Origin of the sequence: Pseudomonas sp. TCU-HL1, from assembly GCF_001708505.1 — a bacterium.
In the GTDB taxonomy this organism is placed as follows: Bacteria; Pseudomonadota; Gammaproteobacteria; order Pseudomonadales; family Pseudomonadaceae; genus Metapseudomonas.
The window spans coordinates 2,218,895-2,241,778 of sequence record NZ_CP015992.1; the positions used below are offsets into that span (position 1 = coordinate 2,218,895).

The window sequence follows — 22,884 nt, forward strand, 5'->3', positions numbered from 1 at the left end:
GACAAGGCCGCCAAGCGGCTGGACAAACAAGCCCGCCTGACGGGCTGCCAATAACAAAGTGATCAGTCCACGGAGTAAGACTCGATGGAGCTCAAGTCTCGTAAGCCCATGTTGCGTTTCGCACCGGCCAAGGCAGGTTTCGCCTTTGCTGGCATCCTGCCGTTGCTGGTGGCCGCCCAGGCCCAGGCGGTGGAGTTCAGCTTCGCCAACGACGAAATTTCCGGTTCCCTCGACACCACCGTCTCGTACGGCCAGCTGTGGCGCGTGCAGGGTCAGGACAAGACCAACAACGACATCAACACCAACGACGGTAACCGTAACTTCGATACCGGCCTGGTCTCCGAAGTCTACAAAGTCACTTCCGACCTGGAAGCGACCTACAAGAACTACGGCATGTTCGTCCGTGGCACTGCTTTCTATGACACCCAGATCATGGACAAGCGCAACGACTACCTGGACAACAACAGCCCGGTCCAGCCGAGCCAGAACTTCCCGAAGGATGACAGCTTCACTTACGAAACCCGCCACAAGGCCGGCCGTGATGCGCAGATCCTCGACGCCTACCTCTACGGCAACTGGGACGTGGCGGATATGCCGGTCTCCGGCCGTATCGGCAAACAGGTGTTCAACTGGGGTGAAGGCATCTTCTATCGTGGTGGCGTGAACACCACCAACCCGGTCGACGCCGCCAAGTTCCGCCTGCCGGGCTCCGAACTGAAGGAAGTGCTGGTGCCGGTGGAAGCCCTTAGCTTCAACGTGGGCCTGACCGAAAACCTGTCGATGGAAACCTTCTACCAGTGGAACTGGAAAGAGTCGGCCATCGATCCGGTCGGCACCTACTACTCCGAGACCGACCTCTTCGCTGACGGCGGCAACACCGCCTATTCGACGCAGCGCGCGCTGCAGCCCCTTGCGCCCCTCTATAGCGGCTTCAGCGCAGCGGGTGTCGGTGGCCTCCAGGGCGGCCGCAACGTAGACGCCAATGGCGTCATCAAGGTGGCGTCCATCGGTCCGGACATCAATGCCAAGAACGACGGTCAGTTCGGCGTGGCCTTCCGCTACATCGCCGAGGAACTGAATTCCACCGAGTTCGGCTTCTACTTCGTCAACTACCACGCCAAGGAGCCGACCATCTCGGCCAACCTGGGTGATTACGCGGGTCTGAACCTGGCGCAAATCGCCGGCCAGGCCGCTACCGCGCTCGCACCGCAAGTGCAGCGGGCAGTCGCCGCAGGTGCCGGTATCTCCGTCGCCCAGCTCCAGGCGGTACTGGCTAACCCGGCGCTGAACCCGGCTCTGGCGCGTGCCTACTCCAACGCTCTGACCGGCGCTGCAACTACCGCCGCTGGCGGCCTGGCGACCATCGACGTGGCGAACCAGGTGCAGGCCCAGCGCGAGTACGCCGAAGACATCCGCATGTACGGCTTCAGTTTCAACACCACCGTGGGCAACGCCTCGGTCTTCGGTGAGCTGGCCTACCGCCCGAACCTGCCGATCGGCGTCGCCACCACCAACGACCTGCTGGGCGACCTGCTGCTCCAGGCACCGCAACTGGCGTCCGGCCGCACCGTCAACATCGGTGGCCAGAGCGTGCAGCTGGGCGACTCCATCCACAACTACGAGCGTGTAGAGGCGTTCAACACCTCGCTGGGCACTATCTACAACTTCGGGCCTGCGCTGTCCTTCGACTCCCTGATCGGCGTGGCCGAACTGGCGTCCGAGCACCTGCGCGGCAGCGACCTGCAGTACACCGCGTTCAACGGCCAGAAACGCTACTACTCCGGCCGTGGCAACAACTCCTATGTCTCCGGCGGTGAGCGCGACGACCAGGTCAACAAGAACGCCTACGGCTACACGCTGCTGGTGTCCGGTACCTGGAACGACGTCTATGCCGGCGTGAACGTCTCCCCGTTCGTCGTCTACAAGGACGACTTCGAGGGCAACTCCTACCAGACCGGCAGCTTCATTGAAGGTCGCAAGGCTTACACCCTCGGCGTCAAGGCAACTTACCTGAACAGCCTGGAAGCCGAGCTGCAGTACACCGAGTTCTACGGCGGCGGCCAGAACAACTCGGTCCGCGACCGCGACAATGTCGGCGTCAGCGTCAAGTACTCGTTCTAATCCCAACAAGAACAATACGGGCGCCCCAAGGCGCCCGATACAGACTCATCACGGAGAACCCACATGCTGAAAAAGCTTTCGCTGATTAGCGCCGCGGTCGCCCTGGCGCTGTCCGCCAGCAGTGCACTGGCGTCGGTTTCGCCCCAGGACGTCGCCAAGCTTGGCACCAGCCTGACCCCCTTCGGTGCCGAGAAGGCCGCCAACGCCGCAGGTACCATCCCGGCCTGGACGGGTGGCATCACCCAGGCTCCGGCTGGCTATAAATCCGGCCAGCACCATCCGGACCCGTTCCCGGACGACAAGCCCCTGTTCACCATCACCAAGGTCAACCTGGACCAGTACAAGGCCAACCTGACCCCAGGTCAGATCGCCCTGTTCAACGCCTACCCGAACAGCTTCCAGATGCCGATCTACCAGACCCGCCGCACCGGCTCCGCGCCGCAGTGGGTGTATGACAACACCGTCAAGAATGCCGGCAGCGCCAAGCTGCTGGACGGCGGCAACGGCTACGCGGACGCCTACGGCGGCATCCCGTTCCCGATCCCGCAGAACGGCGTTGAAGCCCTGTGGAACCACATCGTCCGCTACCGTGGCAGCTACATCGTACGGCGTGCCTCGGAAGTGGCCGTACAGCGCAACGGCGACTACTCGCTGGTGACTTCGCAGCAGGAAGCCCTGTTCAAGTACTACAACCCGAAAGGTTCGTACGCTGACCTGAACAACGTCCTGTTCTACTACCTGTCCTTCACCAAGAGCCCGGCCCGCCTGGCTGGCGGTGCGACCCTGGTCCACGAGACCCTCGACCAGGTCCAGGAGCCGCGCCAGGCCTGGGGCTACAACGCCGGCCAGCGCCGCGTGCGCCGCGCCCCGAACCTCGCCTACGACACCCCGATCGCCGCCGCCGATGGCCTGCGTACCGCCGACGACACCGACATGTTCAACGGTGCCCCGGATCGCTACGACTGGAAGCTGGTCGGCAAGAAGGAAATCTACATCCCGTACAACAACTACAAGGTTTCCAGCCCTGACGTTAAGTACAAGGACCTGCTGCAACCGGGCCACCTGAACCCGGCCGTTACCCGTAACGAACTGCACCGCGTGTGGGTCGTGGAAGGCACCCTGAAGTCGGGCGCCCGCCACATCTACTCCAAGCGCACCCTGTTCCTCGACGAAGACAGCTGGCAAGCCGCTGTGGTTGACCAGTACGACGGCCGTGGCGAACTGTGGCGCGTATCGGTGGCCTACCTGAAGAACTACTACGACCTGCCGACCACCTGGTCCGCGCTGGACGTATTCCACGACCTTCAGGCCCGCCGTTACCACGTGCAGAACCTGGACAACGAAGAGCCGACCACCATCGACTTCACCCAGGCCGTACCGGACGACGGTTACTTCAAGCCGTCCGCCCTGCGCCGCCGCGGTACTCGTTGACCGCGCAGCACTTCGAGAAGAAGGCCGCTACCTGTAGCGGCCTTTTTCTTTCCGTGAGGGGGAGGAGCCTCATCGCAGCTGTGTTACACAGCGTCGCTTTCGCTTAACAAAACATAACGTCCCGCTGATTGTGCAGGCTTTCCAAAGCTGGCTAGGATTAGGTCGCTGCCTCCCTGGGCAGTGCCGCCTATAACAAAAAGAGGAAAGGTGTATGAGTGAGCCCGTCATGCGGCGCACCCCGTCCGGCCTTGTCGTGGACAGTCTCCACAAGCCGACGTTCCGCTTCCACTCGCCGCTGGCCAAAGCGCTCTCGCTGTTCAGTGTGCTCTCCGTACTCGCTGTAGCCGCTGCGCCCATTACCGCATCCGCGCTGGCCGCAGATGCCTCTGTCCTCTCCATCGAATCACCCAAGGCCGTGAGCAGCCTCCTGCTCGATGTCGCCCATGCCGGCAAACGTCTGGTGGCCGTCGGTGACCGTGGCCATATCCTCTATTCCGATGACAACGGTAAGTCCTGGACCCAGGCCAAGGTACCGACCCGCCAGATGCTGACCTCTGTCTATTTCGTCGATGACAAGAAAGGTTGGGCCGTGGGCCATGACGCCCAGATTCTCGCCAGCGAGGATGGCGGCGCCACCTGGACCCTGCAGTACGAAGACCTGCAGCGCGAAGCGCCGCTGCTGGACATCTGGTTCAAGGATGCCTCTACCGGTTTCGCCGTGGGTGCCTATGGTGCCCTGCTGACCACCCGCGACGGCGGCAAGAACTGGGAAGACGTCAGCGACCGCCTGGACAACGAAGACCAGTACCACCTCAACGCCATTTCCGCGGTGAAGGACTCCGGTCTGTTCGTGGTGGGCGAGGCGGGCAGCATGTTCCGTTCCGCCGATTGGGGTGAGACCTGGGAACGCCTCGAAGGTCCCTACGAGGGCTCACTGTTCGGCGTACTCGGTACTGCAGAGCCCGGCGTCGTGATTGCTTACGGCTTGCGTGGTCACCTGTTCCGCTCTGCCGATTTCGGCGGCTCCTGGGAAACCGTGCCGCTGAAAACAACCAATGGCGAACTGGAGTTCGGCCTGTCCGGCGGCACGCTGTTGCCTGACGGCAGCCTGGTGGTGGTCGGTCATGGCGGCAGCGTGCTGAAGAGCACCGACAATGGCCGTAGCTTTGCGGTGGTGAATCGCAGCGACCGCATGTCGCTGGCCAGTGTCATCGCCGACGATAAAGGCAACCTGATCCTGGTGGGACAGGGCGGTGTACGCGTAGCGTCGCCGACCGGCGCCGAGCTGGGCCAACTATAAGAAAGGCGGAGAGTTTCGATGAGCACCCATCACCAGGACAAGGCGACCTTCCTGGAGCGCCTGATCTTCAACAACCGGCCGGCGGTGATTGTCATCTGCCTGCTGGTCAGCATCTTCCTCTTCTGGCAGGCCATGCACGTGCGGCCGTCCACCAGCTTCGAGAAGATGATCCCGCTGCATCATCCGTACATCCAGAAGATGCTGGAGCACCGCAATGACCTGTCCAACCTGGGCAACACCGTGCGTATCTCGGTGGAAGCGGTCGACGGCGACATCTTCACCAAGGAGTACATGGAGACCCTGCGCCAGATCCACGACGAGGTGTTCTACATCTCCGGCGTCGATCGCTCCGGCCTGAAGTCCCTGTGGAGCCCGAGCGTTCGCTGGACGGAAGTGACCGAGGAAGGCTTCGCCGGCGGCGAGGTGATCCCGCAGACCTACGACGGTTCCCCGGACAGCCTGGAAGACCTGCGCAACAACGTGCTCAAGTCCGGCCAGATCGGCCGGCTGGTGGCCAACAACTTCAAGTCGAGCATCATCGACGTGCCGCTGCTGGAGTCCTACCCGGACCCGAACGACCAGGGCAAGCTGCTGAAGCTCGACTACCGCCAGTTCTCCCATGAGCTGGAGGAGAAGATCCGCGACAAGTACCAGCTTCAGAACCCCAACGTGAAAGTCCATGTCGTGGGCTTTGCCAAGAAGGTCGGTGACCTGATCGATGGCCTGATCATGGTGGTGTTGTTCTTCGGCATCGCCTTCCTCATCACGCTGGTGCTGCTCTACTGGTTCACCTGGTGTATCCGCAGCACCATCGCCGTGCTCTCCACCACCCTGGTGGCGGTGATCTGGCAGTTGGGCCTGATGCACTCCGTGGGCTTCGGTCTCGATCCTTACTCGATGCTCGTGCCCTTCCTGATCTTCGCCATCGGTATTTCCCACGGCGTACAGAAGATCAACGGTATCGCCCTGCAATCCAGTGATGCCGATAACGCCCTGACCGCTGCACGGCGTACCTTCCGCCAACTGTTCCTGCCGGGCATGATCGCCATCCTGGCCGACGCCGTGGGCTTCATCACCCTGCTGATCATCGACATCGGCGTGATCCGCGAGCTGGCGATCGGCGCGTCCATCGGGGTGGCGGTGATCGTCTTCACCAACCTGATCCTGCTGCCGGTGGCGATTTCCTACGTGGGCATCAGCAAGAAGGCCATCGAGCGCAGCAAGAAAGACGCGGTGCGTGACCATCCGTTCTGGCGCCTGCTGTCCAACTTCGCCCACCCGGTGGTCGCGCCGATCTCTGTTGTCATCGCCCTGATCGCTTTCGGGGGTGGCCTGTGGTACGGCCAGAACCTGAAGATCGGCGACCTCGACCAGGGTGCGCCGGAACTTCGTCCGGACTCGCGCTACAACCAGGACAACAACTTCATCATCAATAACTACTCCACCAGCTCCGATGTTCTGGTGGTCATGGTCAAGACCGGCCCGGAAGGCTGTTCGACCCATGACGCCCTGGCGCCGGTGGATGAACTGATGTGGAAGATGGAGAACACGCCGGGCGTGCAATCGGCCATCTCCATGGTCACCGTGTCCAAGCAGGTGATCAAAGGGATGAACGAGGGCAACCTGAAGTGGGAAACCCTGTCGCGCAACCAGGACGTGCTGAACAACTCCATCAGCCGTGCCGAAGGTCTGTACAACTCCGATTGCTCGCTGGCGCCGGTGCTGGTGTTCCTCAACGACCACAAGGCCGAGACCCTGACTCGCGCAGTCACGGCAGTGGAAGCGTTTGCCAAGGAGCACAACAAGGATGGCCTGCAGTTCCTGCTGGCCGCTGGTAACGCCGGTATTGAAGCGGCCACCAACGAGGTGATTGGCCAGGCCGAGCTGACTATCCTGATTCTGGTGTATATCTGTGTTGCCGTGATGTGCCTGATCACCTTCCGCTCCATCGCCGCCACGCTGTGCATCGTGCTGCCGCTGATCCTCACCTCGGTGCTGGGCAACGCGCTGATGGCCTGGCTGGGTATCGGCGTGAAGGTGGCCACCCTGCCGGTGATCGCCCTGGGTGTGGGTATCGGTGTCGACTACGGCATCTACATCTACAGCCGCCTGGAAAGCTTCCTGCGTGCCGGCCTGCCGCTGCAAGAGGCCTACTACCAGACCCTGAAATCCACCGGCAAGGCCGTGCTCTTCACTGGCCTCTGCCTGGCCATCGGTGTTGCCACCTGGATCTTCTCGGCCATCAAGTTCCAGGCCGACATGGGTCTGATGCTGACCTTCATGCTGCTCTGGAACATGTTCGGTGCCCTGTGGCTGCTGCCGGCCCTGGCGCGCTTCCTGATCAAGCCCGAGAAACTGGCGGGCAAGGTGGGTGGTTCGCTGCTGGCCCACTGAGACTGATCAGCTGGATGAAAACCGCGGCCCTGGCCGCGGTTTTTTTATGCGCGCAGATTGTCGTGGTGATCGGGGATACCGCGAACGAATTCGTAGATGCCGACGTGCCACCCGTAGGTTGCGACAGAGCGCAGCGAAGCCCAACGATCCAGCCGAATCTCCACCACGTCGGGGGAAGGGGAGTGAAAGGCTTGAGACCTCAGCGCGGATACAGCGGCGGCAGCTGGCTCGGTTCGCTCGGTGTTTGCTGCTGTGCCTGGGAGGTAGGGAGGGCGCGGATGGCCTTCCACAGGTCCTCGCCCTGCCAGTGCTGGCCGGCTTCGCTGTAGAGCGCGCCATTCAGGCCGTCCATGGCGTCGGACAGGGGCACGAAGCGAGCGGCCATGTCGGCGAGGGTTTCCGGTTGCTGACGAGCCCAGTTGTCCAGGGCCTGGCGGGTTGCGTGCGGGTCGTTGGACTGGCAGGCGCGGCGCAGGTCGTCCAGCAGGGTCCGCGGGTTCGGGCCGGGCTGGGCCGTCGGCAGAATGGCCGGCTGGCGGCGCGCGCGCCACCAGAGGCCGAAGCCCAGCAGCGTGGTGGCGCCGAGCAGGGCGCAGGCCAGTTGCCAGGGCCAGAGTCGAGCCTGGATGGCCGGGTTGCCGGCAGGCGATTCGGCGTTCGGCGTGGGGCTGGCTTCCAGCTCGGGGTTGTTGGCGACTTCCAGCGTGCGTGCCGGCAGTTCGCTGACTTCCAGGCGGTTCTCCCGCGTGTTCCACCAGGTCACTTCCACCGCCGGCAGGTCCAGGCGACCACTGGCCGTGGGGACCAGGGCTTCACGCTCTTCGCGGCTGCCGATCAGGCCGCGTTCATCGGTCTTGTTGTCTAGCTGCGGCTGGTCGGGATAGCGCCGCAGGCCCTGCGCCTGGGTGGCTGGCAGGGGCGGGATCTGGGCGCTGGAGAGGCCTTCCACATGTAACATCAGGCTGCGGGTCAGCGAGTCGCCGGTCTGCACGTTCCTGGGGTCCGGGCTCCAGGATTCGGTCAGCGTCAGGTTACGCGCGGGCAGCCAGGGCGCATCGGTCGGGTATTCGGCGGGCTTGGGTTTGACGGTCAATGGAATGCGGGGCGAGTTCACCCGCGTCAGTTTGCCGGGACGCGGGCCGAAGGGCTGGTAGCTGTCCTGTTTGCCGGAGTCGACCAGGGTCGCGCTGAACACTTGCGGGGGGATGTTCAGTACGCCGCTCTTTTGCGGGAAGACGGCATAGCGCACTTCGATCACGCCATGGCGCACGCTGTTGATCTCTTTCTCGTAGGTGCGCGGCTCACCCAGTTGCTCGACCCGCGCGTCATCCATTTGCAGCGGGCTGAGGCTGCTGTCGTCGTAGAGGGACACCGAGTGGTAGATGCGCAGGGTGAGGATGGCTTGGGCCTGCACATAGACGCTGTCCTGGTCGAGGCTGGCATCGATGAACACCGGAGCCAGGGCGCCATTGCCGGATTTTCCGGCTTTCTGCACGTGCAGGGTGATGGGCGCGCTGTGAACCTCGCCCAGCCTCAGCGCAGGGATGGTGATGAAGCCGGTCTGTTTCGGTTGCAGGGTAATGATCCAGCGGGTGGCGCGGTCATTCTTGCCGTTGAAGGTTCCCAGCTGGTTGATCTGACGGGTACCGAGTACCTCGAACTGCTTGTTGAGAGGAGACAGGTCGGGCTTGCCGAACAGGGTCGGGTCCGATGATTCGAGTGTCAGTTCGACGGTCTCGCCCTCACTCAGGCGGGTGCGGTCCACGTTGGCGGTGAATCCCGCGGCCTGCGCAGTCAGTACCAGCAGGCTGAGGAGGAGGGTGCATGGCAGGCGCGTCATCACTGTTCTTCCTGGCGTTGTTGCTGTTCGTACCAGAACTTGCGGCGTAGCAGTTCGGCCGGGTCATCCGGGATCTGCCGCAGCCATTGTTCGAGGGCCTGGCGACGCTCGTCGCCCAGCGGCTCGGTGCTGGCCGCCTGTGTTGCCGTGGCGTCCTGCGGAGTGGCTTCTTCGGCCGTGCCGCCCGTGGCAGGCCTTCTCTGCCCATTGGTTTGCGGTTCACCGCTTCCGGGCTGCGGGGCGTTTTCCCGGGTGTCCTGCTCGTTGGCCTGCAGCTGCGCCGCGTTCTGCGGGTCGCTCTGGCTGGCCTGCTGCTGTTGGCTATCCTTCGAGTCCTGGCTATTGGCGGCCTCTGCTTGCTGCTGACGCAGCAGGGACTCCACCAGGGCTTTGTTCTTCTTCGCGGCAGCCAGGTCGGGTTGGCGCTGCAGGGCTGAATCGTAGGCGTCGATGGCCGCTTCCAGTTCACCCGCCTTGGCCAGGGCATTGCCGCGGTTGTAATGGTCCTCCGCTGCATCGCCCTGGGCGAAGCGGGTGGCGGCTTCGGCATAGTCGCCCGCCTCGTAGAGCGCCATGCCTTGCCAGCGCAGGTCGATGAAGCGCAGGGCGGCTTCGGCCGGGCGCTGGGCCTCCAGCAAGCGCTGGCCCTGCTGGTCCGGGCGCAGCCAGAGGTCTTCGAGTTCCATGGCCAGGGCGGGGCGCGGCAGAACCAGCAGCAGGGGCAGGCAGAACAACCAGCCACGGCGGCCGGCGCAGGCCGCGAGCAACAGCAAGGGCAGCAGGAGCCAGTGGCCCTGGTCCGCCCAGGCGGCCAGGCGGGCGATCTCTCCACTGTCGCGCAGGCTACGGGGGCCGTCGAGCAGCCCGAGGCTTTGCAGGTCGCCTTCATCCACCTGGACGCGGGTGTAGCGGCCGCCCAGGTCACTGGCGAAACGTCGTAACTGGCCGCTGTCCAGCTTGGGCAGGAGGATGGCGCCCTGGTCGTCCTTGAGGAATCCACCGTCCTCCTGAGCAATCGGCGCACCGGCCGCCGTGCCTATGCCGAGGATGGACAGGCGCTCACTGCGCGAACCCAGTGCCTGGCGGATGCCGGCCTGTTCCTGGCCATCGAGGCCACTGGTGATCAGCAGCAGGCGGCCCTGGCCCTGGGCGCCCTGTTCCAGCAGCTTGAGGGCCCTGGCCACGGCCAGGTCGGCGCGGTGGCCCTGTTGCGGCATGATCGACGGCTTGAGGGCGTCGATCAGGTTGAGACTGGTCATCAGGTCGTCGGACAGCGGTACCAGGCTGTGGGCACTGCCGGCGTAGACCACTATTGCCGTCTGGGCGTCGCGGCGGGCGTCCAGCAAGTCGCGCAGTTTGCGCTTGGCCTGCTCCAGCCGGCTGGGCGCGATGTCCGTGGCCAGCATCGCCGGGGTCAGTTCCAGCATGACCACGAGCGGGTCGGCGCGCCTCTGTGTGCTCTGCTCCATTTGCTGCCAGCTCGGGCCGAGCAGAGCCAACAGGCAGAGCAACCAGGCCAGGCCGAGGGCCAGCCAGGGCAGTCGGTTACCGCGACGGTTGCCACCCACCAGCAGCCACGGCTGGAAAGCGCGGGGCAGCAGTTGTTCCCAGCGACCGCTGCGGCGCTCGCGGTGCCAGACTTGCCACAGCAGCCAACCGAGCAGCGGCACGACTAGTAGCCAGCCAGGGCGCAACCAGTGGGGCCAGAGCTCCATCATGAGCGCCTCCGCAGCCATTGCGGGCGTTGCTGCAAGGCATGGGGCCAGAGCACGCGGCAGACCAGGGCAATGCTCATCAGCAGGGCGCCGGACAAGGGCCAGCTGTACAGCGAAAACGCCGGACGGGCCTGGCTGGTGCGCTGGGTCACCGGCTCCAGGCGATCCAGGCTTACCTCGATCTCTTCTAGCTCCTTGCTATTGCGCGCGCGGAAGTACTGGCCGCCGGTCTGCTCGGCGATGGCCGTCAGGGTAGGTTCGTCCAGGTCCATGCTCGGATTGAGGCCAAGAATGCCAAGCACGTCGCTTTGTTCCGGATCGGCGCCGATGCCGATGGTGTAGATCTTCACCTTCTCCTCGGCCGCCAGGCGCGCGGCGGTTAGCGGATCGATTTCGCCGCCGGTATTGGCACCGTCGGTGATCAGCACCAGCACGCGGCTGTCGGCCGGACGCTGGCGCAGGCGTTTCACCGCCAAGCCGATGGCGTCGCCAATGGCGGTGTTCTTGCCGGCGATACCGATCAGGGCTTCGTCGAGCCAGGTATGCACAGTCTCGCGGTCGAAGGTCAGCGGTGCTTGCAGGTAGGCCTGGCTGCCGAACAGGATCAGGCCGATGCGGTCGCCGCGGCGGCCGTCGATGAACTCGCCCATCAGGTGCTTCACCAGGGACAGGCGGCTGACGTTTTCCTCTTCCCATTGCATGTCGGCGTAGTCCATGGACCCGGACACATCGACCGCCAGCAACAGCTCACGGCCGCTGGTGGGCAGCGGCTGCGGCTCTCCGACCCATTCCGGGCGAGCCGCGGCGCAAAGCAGTAGCAGCCAGAGCAGGGCGAAGGGCGCCTGCTGGCGCCAGGCCGGCAGGTTGGCGCGGGCGCGCCGGCCTACCAGGCCCTCAAGGTCGGCGAGGAAGCTCACTTTCAGCGCGGCATCGCCGCTGTCCGCAGGCGGAAGCAGCAGACGCAGCACCCAGGGCAGCGGGGCGAGGAGGAAGGCCCAGGGCCAGGTGAACTCAAACATGCTTGCGGATCCAGGTCTCGACGGACTGGTAGAGGCTGCTGATCGCTTTGTCGTCCAGCTTGCACTGCGGGCGGTAGGCGCCTTCGACCAGGATCATCCAGCGGGTCAGGCCAGCGGCCGGGCAGCGATTGTCCAGGTAGGCCAGCCAGGCCCGGCCACTCAGTGTATGGCTCTGGTCGCCGGGGTAGTGCATGCGGCAGAGGCGTTTGAGCAGGCCGTTGATCTCCTGCAGCCAGGGGCCGGCCGGGGCCCCGTCATAGGGTTTGGGCAGACGCGCCAGCTCTTCCAGGGCGGACTGGCGCAGCGGGTCCAGTGGCAGCTCCGGCTTGGCGTCGACCTTGCGTGTGCGGCGGCGCCAGCCGTACCAGATTCCCCAGGCCAGCAAGCCGAGCAGGAGCGGCAGGCTCCACCAGCCGGGAGCGGGAGGCCACCAGGAAATGGCCGCCGGGGCGATCAGCGGTTCCAGGCCGTCCAGTGGGTTCATCGGGCGCTGCCTTTGTGCTGCAGGTAGTCGCGCAGCTGTTCGATCATGCCTTCCTGGGTGGTCAGCGGCAGCAGCAGGACACCGAGGCGCTGGGCCAGACGCTCCCAGCGCGCGATGCGGGCTTCCCCTTGTTCGCGATAGGCCTGGCGCAGGTCGCTGGCGTGGGTATCCAGCTCGAGCTGTGCGCCCTGTTCGGCAAAACGCAGCAGTCCGGCGGCAGGCAGGGCGTGGTCCAGGGGGTCGGACACCGGCAGCAGGATCAGGTCGGTGTGGCGGGCAAGCAGGGCGATCTGCTGTTCGGCGGTATCGGAAAGGGTGCGTTCGTCGCAGAGGATCACCACCAGGCTACCGGGTCGCAGCACTTCGCGGGCGCGGCGCAGGGCCAGGCTGAAGCCCTCGCGCTGGGACGCCGCCGGGCTACCCAGTGCCTGGTTGGCGCGGGCCAGCCGGCTGAGCAGTTGCAGCAGGCTCTGTTTGCTGCGCCTGGGCTTGATCTCGTGGTGGTCTTGGTCGCTGAACACCAGCCCGCCGACCCGGTCGTTGTGGGCCAGGGCGGCCCAGCCAATCAGGCTGGCGGCCTGCGCCGCGAGAACCGATTTGAAGACCAGGCCAGTACCGAAGAACAGCCGCTGGCTCTGCTCGACCATGATGAACACCGGCCGTTCGCGCTCCTCGTGGAACATCTTGGTGTGCGGTTCCTGGGTACGCGCGGTAACGCGCCAGTCGATGGTGCGCACGTCGTCGCCGGCCTGGTAGATGCGCACCTGGTCGAAGTCGACGCCGCGCCCACGCAGCTTGGAGTGGTGGAGGCCGATCAGCGGGCTGCGGCGGGCGGGGCTGGAGAACAGTTGCACTTCGCGAACCCGGTGACGCATGTCGATCAACTCGGCCAGGTCGACATGGACGCCTTCCGCGCTGGCGGCGGGCGGAGCGAAGCCGGGCGTCGCCGGACGGCGTTTCCTGACCCGGAATTTCCAGGCCGCCGCTTTCAGGCGCATCAGGCCACCGCTACCACATCCAGGATTCGCTGGATCACTCGATCCTGATCGATACCGGCGGCTTCCGCCTCGAAGGACAGAATCAGGCGATGACGCAGCACGTCGAAGAGCACCGCCTGGATATCCTCGGGGCTCACGAAATCGCGGCCGGCCATCCAGGCGTGGGCGCGGGCGCAGCGGTCCAGGGCGATGGAGCCGCGCGGGCTGGCGCCCCAGGCCAGCCACTCGGCCATCTCGCTGTCGAACTTGGCCGGGGTACGGGTGGCCATCACCAGATGCACCAGGTATTCCTCCACGGCGTCGGCCATGTAGAGCCCGAGGATCTCCTTGCGCGCCCCGAAAATCGCCTGCTGGCTGACCTGGAGTTCGGCACGGGTTTCGCCATGCAGCGCTTCGCCGCGTGCCTGCTGGAGAATCTTGCGCTCCACCGAGGCATCCGGGTAACCGATGCGCACGTGCATCAGGAAACGGTCGAGCTGGGCTTCGGGCAGGGGATAGGTGCCTTCCTGCTCGATGGGGTTCTGGGTCGCCATGACCAGGAACAGCGGCGGCAGGTTGTAGGTGGAGCGGCCGATGGACACCTGGCGCTCGGCCATGGCTTCCAGCAGCGCCGACTGCACCTTGGCCGGCGCGCGGTTGATTTCGTCGGCCAGGACCAGGTTGTGGAAGATCGGCCCCTGCTGGAAGACGAAGCTGCCGTTTTCCGGCCGATAGATTTCCGTGCCGGTGATGTCGGCAGGAAGCAAGTCCGGGGTGAACTGGATGCGATGGAACTCCGCTTCCACACCGTCCGCGAGGTCCTTGATGGCCTTGGTCTTGGCCAGGCCCGGGGCACCCTCAACCAGCAGGTGCCCGTCGGCGAGCAAGGCAACCAGCAGGCGGTCGATGAGCTTCTCCTGGCCGAGGATCTGGGTGGAAAGGAAGTTTCGAAGGGCAACTAGCGCGTCACGGTGTTCCATCGATGGACTCGTTGAGCTGGCGAGAAGAGAGCTATAAGCCCTCCGGGGGTGAGGCATAACTTTAATCCAGACCAGGGCAGAGGGCCTAGAAGAGCCTGAATTCGGGCGTTGGTTCCGTGACCGGGGCGTGGTTTACATGAGCCTTACACAGCGGCGCGAGGCGCGTACCCAGGAACGGGGGCAGCGGACGCTGCGTGAACGAATATGTCGCAGCGCCGTAAGCGCGTCGTGGCGCTCCCTCGTTAAGCTTTCGCGGCAATGGTGACCGCCGGGTCGCAGTTGTTCCCCGGCGCTCGCCCGGAGCAGGGCCGCACTGCCCGGATCGACCTGTGGCCCTTTCTCCGCCTGTAAGCGTTCTACGCTTAAACCCAACAAAATGAGCCTAGCGGAGCACAACCATGGCGTTCTTCACGGCGGCCAGCAAAGCCGACTTCCAGCACCAACTGCAAGCGGCCCTGGCGCAGCACGTCAGCGAACAGGCATTGCCACAAGTAGCACTGTTCGCCGAACAATTCTTCGGCATCATTTCGCTCGACGAACTGACTCAGCGCCGGTTGTCCGACCTGGTCGGCTGCACCCTCTCATCCTGGCGCCTTGTTGAGCGCTTCGACCCCGCCAGCCCTGAAGTCCGGGTGTTCAACCCCGACTACGAGAAACACGGCTGGCAGTCCACTCACACTGCCGTGGAAGTGCTGCACCCTGACATCCCCTTCCTGGTGGATTCGGTGCGCATGGAGCTGAACCGTCGCGGCTACAGTATCCACACCCTGCAGAACAACGTCATCAGCGTGCGCCGCAATGCCAAGGGCGAGCTGCTGGAAGTCCTGCCCAAGGGCACCCAGGGCAAGGATGTGTGCCAGGAATCGCTGATGTTCCTGGAGATCGACCGCTGCGCCAACAATGGCGCGATGAAGACTCTGGAGAAAGCCCTGCTGGAAGTGCTGGGCGAAGTCCGCGTCACCGTGGCCGACTTCAAGCCGATGAAGGCCAAGGCCCAGGAACTGCTGGCCTGGCTGGACAAGGCCAAGCTCAAGGTCGATGGCGAAGAGCTCAAGGAAGTAAAGGTCTTCATGGACTGGCTCCTGGACGACCACTTCACCTTCCTCGGCTATGAAGAATTTACCGTGGCCGACGACAAGAACGGCGGTCACCTCGTTTACGACGAGAAGTCCCTGCTGGGCGTTTCCCGCCTGCGTCGCGGCGGCCTGAAGAAAGACGACCTGCACATCGAGGCAGAGGCCCTGGCTTACCTGCGTGAACCCAATCTGCTGTCCTTCGCCAAGGCGGCCGAGCCGAGCCGCGTGCATCGCCCGGCCTACCCGGACTTCGTGTCCATCCGTGAGCTGGACGCCAAGGGCAAGGTGATCAAGGAGTGCCGCTTCATGGGCCTCTACACCTCCGCCGTCTACGCCGAGAGCGTGTGGCAGATTCCGTACATCCGCCGCAAGGTCGCGGAAATCCAGCACCGTTCCGGCTTCGACGCCAAGGCCCACCTGGGCAAGGAGCTGACCCAGGTACTGGAAGTGCTGCCGCGCGACGACCTGTTCCAGACCCCGGTGGACGATCTGTTCTCCACTGCCATGTCCATCGTGCAGATGCAGGAACGCAACAAGATCCGCCTGTTCCTGCGTCGCGACCCCTATGGCCGCTTCGCCTATGCGCTGGCCTACGTGCCGCGCGATGTCTACTCCACTGAAACCCGTCTGAAGATCCAGCAGATCCTGATGGAGCGCCTGCAGGCCAGTGACTGCGAGTTCTGGACCTTCTTCTCCGAGTCCGTGCTGGCGCGCGTGCAGTTCATCCTGCGCCTGGACCCGAAGAACAAACTGAACGTTGACATTGCGCTGCTGGAGAAAGAAGTCATCCAGGCCTGCCGCTCGTGGAAAGACGACTACGCCAGCCTGGTCAATGAAAGCTTCGGCGAAGGGCAGGGCACCCGTGTGCTGGTCGACTTCCCGAAGGGTTTCCCAGCCGGCTACCGCGAGCGCTTCGCCCCGCACTCGGCGGTGGTGGACATGCAGCACCTGTTCAGCCTGTCTGAAGAGCGCCCGCTGGTGATGAGCTTCTACCAGCCGCTGGCCCAGGGCGAGCAGCAGCTGCATTGCAAGCTGTATCACGCCGATACCCCGCTGGCCCTGTCCGATGTATTGCCGATCCTGGAAAACCTCGGCCTGCGCGTACTGGGCGAGTTCCCGTACCGCCTGAACCGGGCGGACGGCCGCCAATACTGGATTCACGACTTCGCCTTCACCAGCGCCCTGGGTGACGACGTCGACATCCAGGAACTGAACGACACCCTGCAGGACGCCTTCGTGCATATCGTCGGTGGCCATGCCGAGAACGACGCCTTCAACCGCCTGGTGCTGACTGCTTCCATGCCCTGGCGCGATGTCGCCCTGCTGCGTGCCTATGCGCGCTACCTGAAGCAGATCCGCCTGGGCTTCGACCTGTCCTACATCGCCAGCACCCTGCTGAATCACGCCAACATCGCAAAGGAACTGGTGCGTCTGTTCAAGACCCGCTTCTACCTGGCGCGCAAACTGGCCGCAGACGACCTGGAAGACAAACAGCAGAAGCTGGAGCACGCCATCCTCGGCGAGCTGGATAACGTCGCCGTGCTCAACGAAGACCGCATCCTGCGTCGCTACCTGGACCTGATCAAGGCGACCCTGCGCACCAACTTCTACCAGCCCGACGCGGCCGGTCAGAACAAGTCCTACTTCAGCTTCAAGCTGAGCCCGCGCCTGATCCCCGACATCCCGCGCCCGGTGCCCAAGTTCGAAATCTTCGTCTACTGCCCGCGTGTCGAAGGCGTACACCTGCGCTTCGGCGACGTGGCCCGTGGCGGCCTGCGCTGGTCCGATCGCGAAGAAGACTTCCGCACCGAAGTGCTGGGCCTGGTGAAGGCGCAGCAGGTGAAGAACGCGGTGATCGTGCCCATGGGTGCCAAGGGTGGTTTCATCCCCCGTCGCCTGCCGGTGGGTGGCACCCGTGATGACATCCAGGCCGAAGCCATTGCCTGCTACCGCCTCTTCATCTCCGGCCTGCTGGACGTCACCGACAACCTCAAGGAAGGTAAGGTGGTGCCGCCGGCCAACGTGGTACGCCACGACGCCGACGACCCCTACCTGGTGGTGGCGGCCGACAAGGGCACCGCGACCTTCTCCGACATCGCCAACGGCATTGCCCAGGAATACGGCTTCTGGCTGGGCGACGCCTTCGCCTCCGGTGGCTCGGCTGGCTACGACCACAAGGGCATGGGCATCACCGCCAAGGGCGGCTGGGTGTCGGTGCAGCGGCATTTCCGCGAGCGCGGCATCGATGTGCAGAAGGACCACGTGACCGTGATCGGTATCGGCGACATGGCCGGCGACGTGTTCGGCAACGGCTTGCTGCTGTCGGACAAACTGCAGCTGGTGGCCGCCTTCAACCACATGCACATCTTCATCGACCCGAACCCGGACGCCGCGTCCAGCTTCACTGAGCGCAAGCGCATGTTCGACCTGCCGCGTTCGTCCTGGGCCGACTACGACGCCAAGCTGATCTCCGAAGGCGGCGGCATCTTCCTGCGCAGCGCCAAGAGCATCGCCATCAGCCCGCAGATGCAGCAGCGTTTCGACATCGAAGCGGACAAGCTGACTCCGACCGAACTGCTCAATGCCCTGCTGAAGGCACCGGTCGACCTGCTCTGGAACGGCGGCATCGGCACCTACGTCAAGGCCAGCAGCGAAAGCCACGCCGACGTGGGCGACAAGGCCAACGACGCCCTGCGCGTGGACGGCCGTGAGCTGCGCGCCAAGGTAGTGGGCGAGGGCGGCAACCTCGGCATGACCCAACTGGGCCGCGTCGAATACGGTCTCAACGGTGGCGCCAGCAACACTGACTTCATCGACAACGCCGGCGGTGTGGACTGCTCGGACCATGAGGTCAACATCAAGATCCTGCTCAACGAAATCGTGGCCAATGGCGACATGACCGGCAAACAGCGCAACAAGCTGCTGGCCGAGATGACCGATGACGTGGGCAACCTGGTGCTGGGCAACAACTACAAGCAGACCCAGGCGCTGTCCCTGGCGCAACGCCGCGCTCGCGAGAAGATCGGCGAATACAAGCGCCTGATCGCCGCCCTGGAAGCCGCTGGCAAGCTGGACCGTGGCCTGGAGTTCCTGCCGCCCGACGAGGAGCTGAACGAGCGTATCGCCGGTGGCCAGGGCCTGACCCGTCCGGAGCTGTCGGTGCTGATCTCCTACAGCAAGATCGATCTCAAGGAATCCTTGCTGAAATCCCTGGTGCCGGACGACGACTACCTGGCCCAGGAGATGGAAACCGCCTTCCCGGCGCGGCTGGCCGAGACCTTTGGCGAGTCCATGCGTCGCCACCGCCTGAAGCGCGAAATCATCAGCACCCAGATCGCCAACGACCTGGTCAACCATATGGGTATCACCTTCGTGCAGCGCCTGAAGGAGTCCACCGGCATGAGCGCGGCCAACGTGGCAGGCGCCTATGTGGTGGTGCGTGATGTGTTCCGCCTGCCGCACTGGTGGCAACAGGTCGAGGCACTGGACTACAAGGTCCCGGCCGAGCTGCAGCTGACCCTGATGGACGAGCTGATGCGCCTGGGTCGCCGTGCTACCCGCTGGTTCCTGCGCAGCCGTCGTGAAGACCAGAACGCCGCCCGCGACGTCAACCACTTCGGCCCGCGTGTGGAGGCCCTGGCCGGTCGCCTGGATGAGCTGCTCGAAGGTCCGTCCCGCGAGCAGTGGCTGGCGCGCTTCCAGTCCTATGTCGAAGCGGGTGCTCCCGAGGATCTGGCCCGTGTCGTGGCAGGCACCAGCCACCTCTACACCCTGCTGCCGATCATCGAAGCGTCGGACGTCACCGGCAAGGACACCGCCGAAGTCGCGGCTGCCTACTTCGCCGTTGGCGGGGCCCTGGACCTGTCGTGGTACTTGCAGCAGATCACCAGCCTGCCGGTGGAAAACAACTGGCAAGCCCTGGCGCGGGAAGCCTTCCGCGACGACCTGGACTGGCAGCAGCGGGCGATCACCATCTCCGTGTTGCAGATGAACAATGGCCCGGTCGACATCGAGGAGCGTGTGGCACTGTGGCTGGACCAGCACCGCGCCCTGGTGGAGCGCTGGAAGGTCATGCTGGTCGAACTGCGTGCCGCTACCACCACTGACTACGCCATGTACGCGGTTGCCAACCGTGAGCTCATGGACCTCGCCCAGAGTGGCCAGCACGGGGTGTGTATTCCCTGATCCCCGTGACGCTGTAGATTTTTAGTGCTCTCAGCCCTGCTCACGCGGGGCTTTTTTTGTGCGCGAGATGAGTAATGGGCTCTGTCTGTGACGATTCGAGTCAGCGAACCAGCAGGATGCTGCTGGTCCCGTAGGGTGCGCCACGCGCACCGGGAGACAGACTCGGAGTCGCCACCATCGCCGCGGTGCGCATGGCGCACCCTACTGCTGGGCACGGTGGCGGAGATCAGCCGGGTGCTGCGTGTGAGGATGGCCCCCTTATTGGGGGCCAAAAGCAAGTCTACGTTCTACGAACGTGGATGTTTACTCGCGAATGAATTCGCTCCTACAGGGAATTGGGTCACGACTATCCCTCATCTCAAGCCGAACCGGTGCGCATGGCGCATCCTTCGGTGTGGCGTGCCGAGGTTTTAGCCAGACCGGTCACATTAGGCCCAGGCCGGGATGGGATGGCGCGATGAGTGCGGTGTTTCTCAGGCCCCAGCGGTCTGGCGCAGTGCCTGCAGATACCGCACCACATCCGCCGCCCCCGCCAGGCGCAGGCCTTCGCCCAGGGCGGTGGCCTCGGCGTGCTTCTTTGGCAGCAGGATGAACTCCTGGGCGCCGGCGTTGCGCAGGAACGTCAGGCGCGAATAGGGAATGCCACCATCCAGCAAAAGGCCCATGAACGCCGGGTCGCTCCAGGCCTGAACGGGCATCGCCAGCATGTGATAGCGGTCGTTCAGTAGGCCAAGCCCGCTGGCGTCGAGGTGGTAGTCGGTAATGTCGGCGGGGAGGGTGGCTTCCAACTCGCGCAGTCGCGCATAAGCGATGGAGGCGGCGAAGGCTTCGGCGTGCTGTTCACCGCTCCAGAACACCCGCTTGCCGTACCAGTTGGCCCGGCACAGGCTGATGGGCGCGCCGGCGAGGAAGCGCGGCAGCGGCAGGCTGATGGCCTTGATGAAGTCCTTGTAGCTGATGATTCGAACCTTGCGGCTATGCAGACCGGCCAGGTAGTCCTCGAAGCTGGGGGAGGGGGGCGGTTCATGCTCGCTGCCGCAGAGGCCGTCGACCTGGCGCAGGTCGAAACTGGAAAGTTGCTGTTCGCTCCGCTTTACGACGCTTACCAGTACGGCGTGGGCATCGGCCTTATCTTCCTGCACCGGCCCGGACAGGGCGCTGCGCGGCAGCTCCACTAGCCTTTGAAGGGGCGGGCCGGCTTGCCACCAGATGGTTTCCTGGGGTTGCGGCAGTGGCTGGAAGGGGAGGCGCAGCTGGCTGGCTTTTTCCAGTACCCGGCGCGGTGTCTTGCCAATACCGAAGCGCTGGGCGATGGCAGCCAGGCGGGTGGTCAAGGGGGGTGGTGGCTGCATCTCACTCATGGCCTGAATACTCCCGGGTCACGGGTGGCAGTGTGGCAGAGGGCTGCCGGCCACGCACGCCGGGCGTCGCACAAATCCGCTTGGCGGGGAAGGTGAGTGCACAGGCGGTGTGGCAGAATTCTGCTCTTCATTGTCGAGGATGCCTCCATGCCCAGCCTGGTGCTGGATATTTCCCTGACTGCCGACGAATTCCGGGCAGTCTATCAAGGTCGAGCCAATCGCGTGTTGCTGCGCAGCCGTGACGGCCGCAAGGTCAGCTTGCCGGCCCATCACCTGCGCCCGCATCTGGGGCATTCCGGCGTGTGCGGTACCTTCGAGCTGGAATTCTCCAGCACCGGCAAGCTGCTCAACCTGCGGCGCCTCGCCTGACGGGGGCTGCGCGGCTATAATCGCCGACCCATCCCGCCGATCGATGCCCGACCGACCATGTACAAACTGGCCCGAGAGCTGCTCTTCTCCCTGTCCCCGGAAACTTCCCACGAACTGTCTATCGACCTTATCGGGGCCGGTGGCCGTCTCGGTCTCAATCGTTTGCTGAGCAAGGCGCCTGCGAGCCTGCCTGTGAAAGTGATGGGGCTGGAGTTCCCCAATCCGGTGGGCCTGGCGGCCGGCCTGGACAAGAACGGCGATGCCATCGACGGCTTCGCCCAACTGGGTTTCGGCTTCGTCGAGATCGGCACCGTGACCCCGCGCCCGCAGCCGGGCAACCCCAAGCCGCGCCTGTTCCGCCTGCCCCAGGCGGAAGCGATCATCAACCGCATGGGCTTCAACAATCTGGGCGTCGACCACCTGCTGGCGCGGGTTCGCGCCGCCAGCTACGACGGCGTGTTGGGCATCAACATCGGCAAGAATTTCGATACGCCCGTCGAGCGCGCCGTGGACGATTACCTGATTTGCCTGGACAAGGTCTACGCCCATGCCAGCTACGTGACGGTGAACGTCAGCTCGCCGAACACCCCGGGCCTGCGTAGCCTGCAGTTCGGCGATTCACTGAACCAGTTGCTGGAAGCCTTGCGCGTCCGCCAGGAGAGCCTGGCTGCTCAGCACGGCAAGCATGTGCCGCTGGCCATCAAGATCGCCCCGGACATGACCGACGAAGAAACCGCCATGGTTGCCAAGTCGCTGCTGGAGAGCGGCATGGATGCGGTCATCGCCACCAATACCACCCTCGGCCGCGAAGGCGTCGAAGGCCTGCCATATGGCGACGAAGCGGGTGGCCTCTCCGGTGCACCGGTGCGTGACAAGAGCACCCACACGGTGAAAGTGCTGGCGGGTGAGCTCGGCGGTCGCTTGCCTATCATCGCGGTGGGGGGGATTACCGAGGGCCAGCATGCGGCGGAGAAGATCGCTGCGGGCGCCAGCCTGGTGCAGGTCTACTCGGGCTTCATCTACAAGGGGCCGGCGCTGATTCGTGAAGCGGTGGATGCGATTGCCGGGTTGCCGAAGGTTTGAGCCCAATAAAAAGGGCTCCCTCTAAGGGAGCCCCTGGGCTTGCGCCCGCCGCCCGGATGGGGCGTGCTTGGTGAAGTCGGTGTGATTCTGAATCAGCCGACGGCGTGGAGTTCGTTCAGACGGTGAATACCGGCGGTGCCGGTGAGGCCATCCCAGTTATCGCCACGGCCTTCGCGCCAACCATTGATCCAGGCTTGCCGTGTGGTGGGATGGGTGAAAGGACAAAGATCGCGGGATTTGCCGTTGATGCCGTGCTGATAGCCGCGCAAGAATGCTCGTTCCATCGGATCACGCTTAAGTCTTCTCATAGGGTGTAGCCCTCATTTGTTGACTGTTATGTCCATTGGTTCCAATGGCGGAACCTGGCAGAAAATGCTCTGCCATCGATGGCTCGTTGCCGGCGTGACGGGCCATCATCCGCCGCCATTGCGGCGACGGGTTAAGCTGAGTTCTAACCAATGCCCCCTGGCATGTGAATGATCGTTTTGTCATAAGGACGTAACTTGATGGTGGCAAAGGCCATAAGCCGCAGGAAACGTTTTTTGTCAC

General features: G+C 64.2%; 15 protein-coding genes. 7 read left to right on the top strand and 8 right to left on the bottom strand.

The features are described from left to right. Positions 1-84 precede the first annotated feature (84 nt). The 4 genes from THL1_RS10280 (at position 85) to THL1_RS10295 (ending at position 7,246) form a co-directional block, all read left to right on the top strand. The gene (locus THL1_RS10280; protein ID WP_069083173.1) at positions 85-2,121 is read left to right on the top strand and encodes a DUF1302 domain-containing protein; all 2,037 of its coding nucleotides are present in this window, start codon (positions 85-87) and stop codon (positions 2,119-2,121) included. 63 nt (positions 2,122-2,184) lie between these two features. Next, entirely contained in the window at positions 2,185-3,552 is a 1,368-nt protein-coding gene (locus THL1_RS10285) for a DUF1329 domain-containing protein (RefSeq protein WP_069083174.1), read from the top strand. Between the two features lie 211 nt (positions 3,553-3,763). Further along, entirely contained in the window at positions 3,764-4,852 is a 1,089-nt protein-coding gene (locus tag THL1_RS10290; protein WP_069083175.1) for a WD40/YVTN/BNR-like repeat-containing protein, read from the top strand. Between the two features lie 18 nt (positions 4,853-4,870). Then, positions 4,871-7,246, top strand: coding sequence for an efflux RND transporter permease subunit (locus tag THL1_RS10295; RefSeq protein ID WP_069083176.1), 2,376 nt, complete (start codon positions 4,871-4,873; stop codon positions 7,244-7,246). 199 nt (positions 7,247-7,445) lie between these two features. On the opposite strand, the gene THL1_RS10300 is transcribed toward THL1_RS10295, so the two are convergent. The 6 genes from THL1_RS10300 to THL1_RS10325 all read right to left on the bottom strand — a co-directional run bounded on the left by THL1_RS10300 (position 7,446) and on the right by THL1_RS10325 (position 14,261). Next, positions 7,446-9,086: a BatD family protein gene (locus THL1_RS10300; protein WP_069083177.1), complete on the bottom strand. Its 1,641-nt coding sequence runs from the start codon at positions 9,084-9,086 to the stop codon at positions 7,446-7,448. After that, entirely contained in the window at positions 9,086-10,804 is a 1,719-nt protein-coding gene (locus tag THL1_RS10305) for a VWA domain-containing protein (RefSeq protein WP_069086471.1), read from the bottom strand. The genes THL1_RS10300 and THL1_RS10305 overlap by 1 nt, the downstream gene beginning before the upstream one ends. After that, positions 10,801-11,820, bottom strand: coding sequence for a vWA domain-containing protein (locus THL1_RS10310; protein ID WP_069083178.1), 1,020 nt, complete (start codon positions 11,818-11,820; stop codon positions 10,801-10,803). Before THL1_RS10310 ends, THL1_RS10305 begins: the two co-directional genes overlap by 4 nt. Beyond that, entirely contained in the window at positions 11,813-12,304 is a 492-nt protein-coding gene (locus THL1_RS10315) for a DUF4381 domain-containing protein (protein WP_069083179.1), read from the bottom strand. Before THL1_RS10315 ends, THL1_RS10310 begins: the two co-directional genes overlap by 8 nt. Further along, positions 12,301-13,179 (bottom strand): DUF58 domain-containing protein, encoded by an 879-nt coding sequence (locus THL1_RS10320; protein ID WP_069086470.1) that lies wholly within the window; start codon positions 13,177-13,179, stop codon positions 12,301-12,303. Before THL1_RS10320 ends, THL1_RS10315 begins: the two co-directional genes overlap by 4 nt. Before the next feature lie 122 nt (positions 13,180-13,301). Next, entirely contained in the window at positions 13,302-14,261 is a 960-nt protein-coding gene (locus THL1_RS10325; RefSeq protein ID WP_069083180.1) for an AAA family ATPase, read from the bottom strand. 398 nt (positions 14,262-14,659) lie between these two features. Between THL1_RS10325 and THL1_RS10330 the strand changes: the two genes are divergently transcribed. Continuing rightward, a complete protein-coding gene (locus tag THL1_RS10330) occupies positions 14,660-19,522 on the top strand; it encodes an NAD-glutamate dehydrogenase (protein ID WP_069083181.1) in 4,863 nt (1,620 codons plus the stop codon). 473 nt (positions 19,523-19,995) lie between these two features. Here THL1_RS10330 and THL1_RS10335 read toward each other — a convergent pair whose 3' ends face one another. Further along, positions 19,996-20,883, bottom strand: coding sequence for a DUF6685 family protein (locus THL1_RS10335; protein ID WP_069083182.1), 888 nt, complete (start codon positions 20,881-20,883; stop codon positions 19,996-19,998). 147 nt (positions 20,884-21,030) lie between these two features. Here THL1_RS10335 and THL1_RS10340 point away from each other — a divergent pair, with 147 nt between their 5' ends. Both THL1_RS10340 and THL1_RS10345 read left to right on the top strand, forming a co-directional pair. Continuing rightward, positions 21,031-21,252, top strand: a complete 222-nt coding sequence (locus tag THL1_RS10340) for a DUF2835 domain-containing protein (protein ID WP_069083183.1) — start codon at positions 21,031-21,033, stop codon at positions 21,250-21,252. 57 nt (positions 21,253-21,309) lie between these two features. Then, positions 21,310-22,335 (top strand): quinone-dependent dihydroorotate dehydrogenase, encoded by a 1,026-nt coding sequence (locus THL1_RS10345; protein ID WP_069083184.1) that lies wholly within the window; start codon positions 21,310-21,312, stop codon positions 22,333-22,335. Between the two features lie 92 nt (positions 22,336-22,427). Here THL1_RS10345 and rmf read toward each other — a convergent pair whose 3' ends face one another. Further along, on the bottom strand, positions 22,428-22,643 hold the full coding sequence (gene rmf / locus THL1_RS10350; RefSeq protein ID WP_016491998.1) for a ribosome modulation factor: 216 nt from the start codon (positions 22,641-22,643) through the stop codon (positions 22,428-22,430). Between the last annotated feature and the right edge of the window lie 241 nt (positions 22,644-22,884).

Excerpts from the sequence above, each read along its gene's own strand:
- THL1_RS10330 (WP_069083181.1), top strand. The coding sequence starts at position 14,660 with ATGGCGTTCTTCACGGCGGCCAGCAAAGCCGACTTCCAGCACCAACTG.
- THL1_RS10280 (WP_069083173.1), top strand. The coding sequence starts at position 85 with ATGGAGCTCAAGTCTCGTAAGCCCATGTTGCGTTTCGCACCGGCCAAG.
- rmf (WP_016491998.1), bottom strand. The coding sequence starts at position 22,643 with ATGAGAAGACTTAAGCGTGATCCGATGGAACGAGCATTCTTGCGCGGC.
- THL1_RS10345 (WP_069083184.1), top strand. The coding sequence starts at position 21,310 with ATGTACAAACTGGCCCGAGAGCTGCTCTTCTCCCTGTCCCCGGAAACT.
- THL1_RS10335 (WP_069083182.1), bottom strand. The coding sequence starts at position 20,883 with ATGAGTGAGATGCAGCCACCACCCCCCTTGACCACCCGCCTGGCTGCC.
- THL1_RS10290 (WP_069083175.1), top strand. The coding sequence starts at position 3,764 with ATGAGTGAGCCCGTCATGCGGCGCACCCCGTCCGGCCTTGTCGTGGAC.
- THL1_RS10320 (WP_069086470.1), bottom strand. The coding sequence starts at position 13,179 with ATGCGTCACCGGGTTCGCGAAGTGCAACTGTTCTCCAGCCCCGCCCGC.
- THL1_RS10340 (WP_069083183.1), top strand. The coding sequence starts at position 21,031 with ATGCCCAGCCTGGTGCTGGATATTTCCCTGACTGCCGACGAATTCCGG.
- THL1_RS10310 (WP_069083178.1), bottom strand. The coding sequence starts at position 11,820 with ATGTTTGAGTTCACCTGGCCCTGGGCCTTCCTCCTCGCCCCGCTGCCC.
- THL1_RS10305 (WP_069086471.1), bottom strand. The coding sequence starts at position 10,804 with ATGATGGAGCTCTGGCCCCACTGGTTGCGCCCTGGCTGGCTACTAGTC.
- THL1_RS10315 (WP_069083179.1), bottom strand. The coding sequence starts at position 12,304 with ATGAACCCACTGGACGGCCTGGAACCGCTGATCGCCCCGGCGGCCATT.
- THL1_RS10300 (WP_069083177.1), bottom strand. The coding sequence starts at position 9,086 with ATGACGCGCCTGCCATGCACCCTCCTCCTCAGCCTGCTGGTACTGACT.
- THL1_RS10285 (WP_069083174.1), top strand. The coding sequence starts at position 2,185 with ATGCTGAAAAAGCTTTCGCTGATTAGCGCCGCGGTCGCCCTGGCGCTG.
- THL1_RS10325 (WP_069083180.1), bottom strand. The coding sequence starts at position 14,261 with ATGGAACACCGTGACGCGCTAGTTGCCCTTCGAAACTTCCTTTCCACC.
- THL1_RS10295 (WP_069083176.1), top strand. The coding sequence starts at position 4,871 with ATGAGCACCCATCACCAGGACAAGGCGACCTTCCTGGAGCGCCTGATC.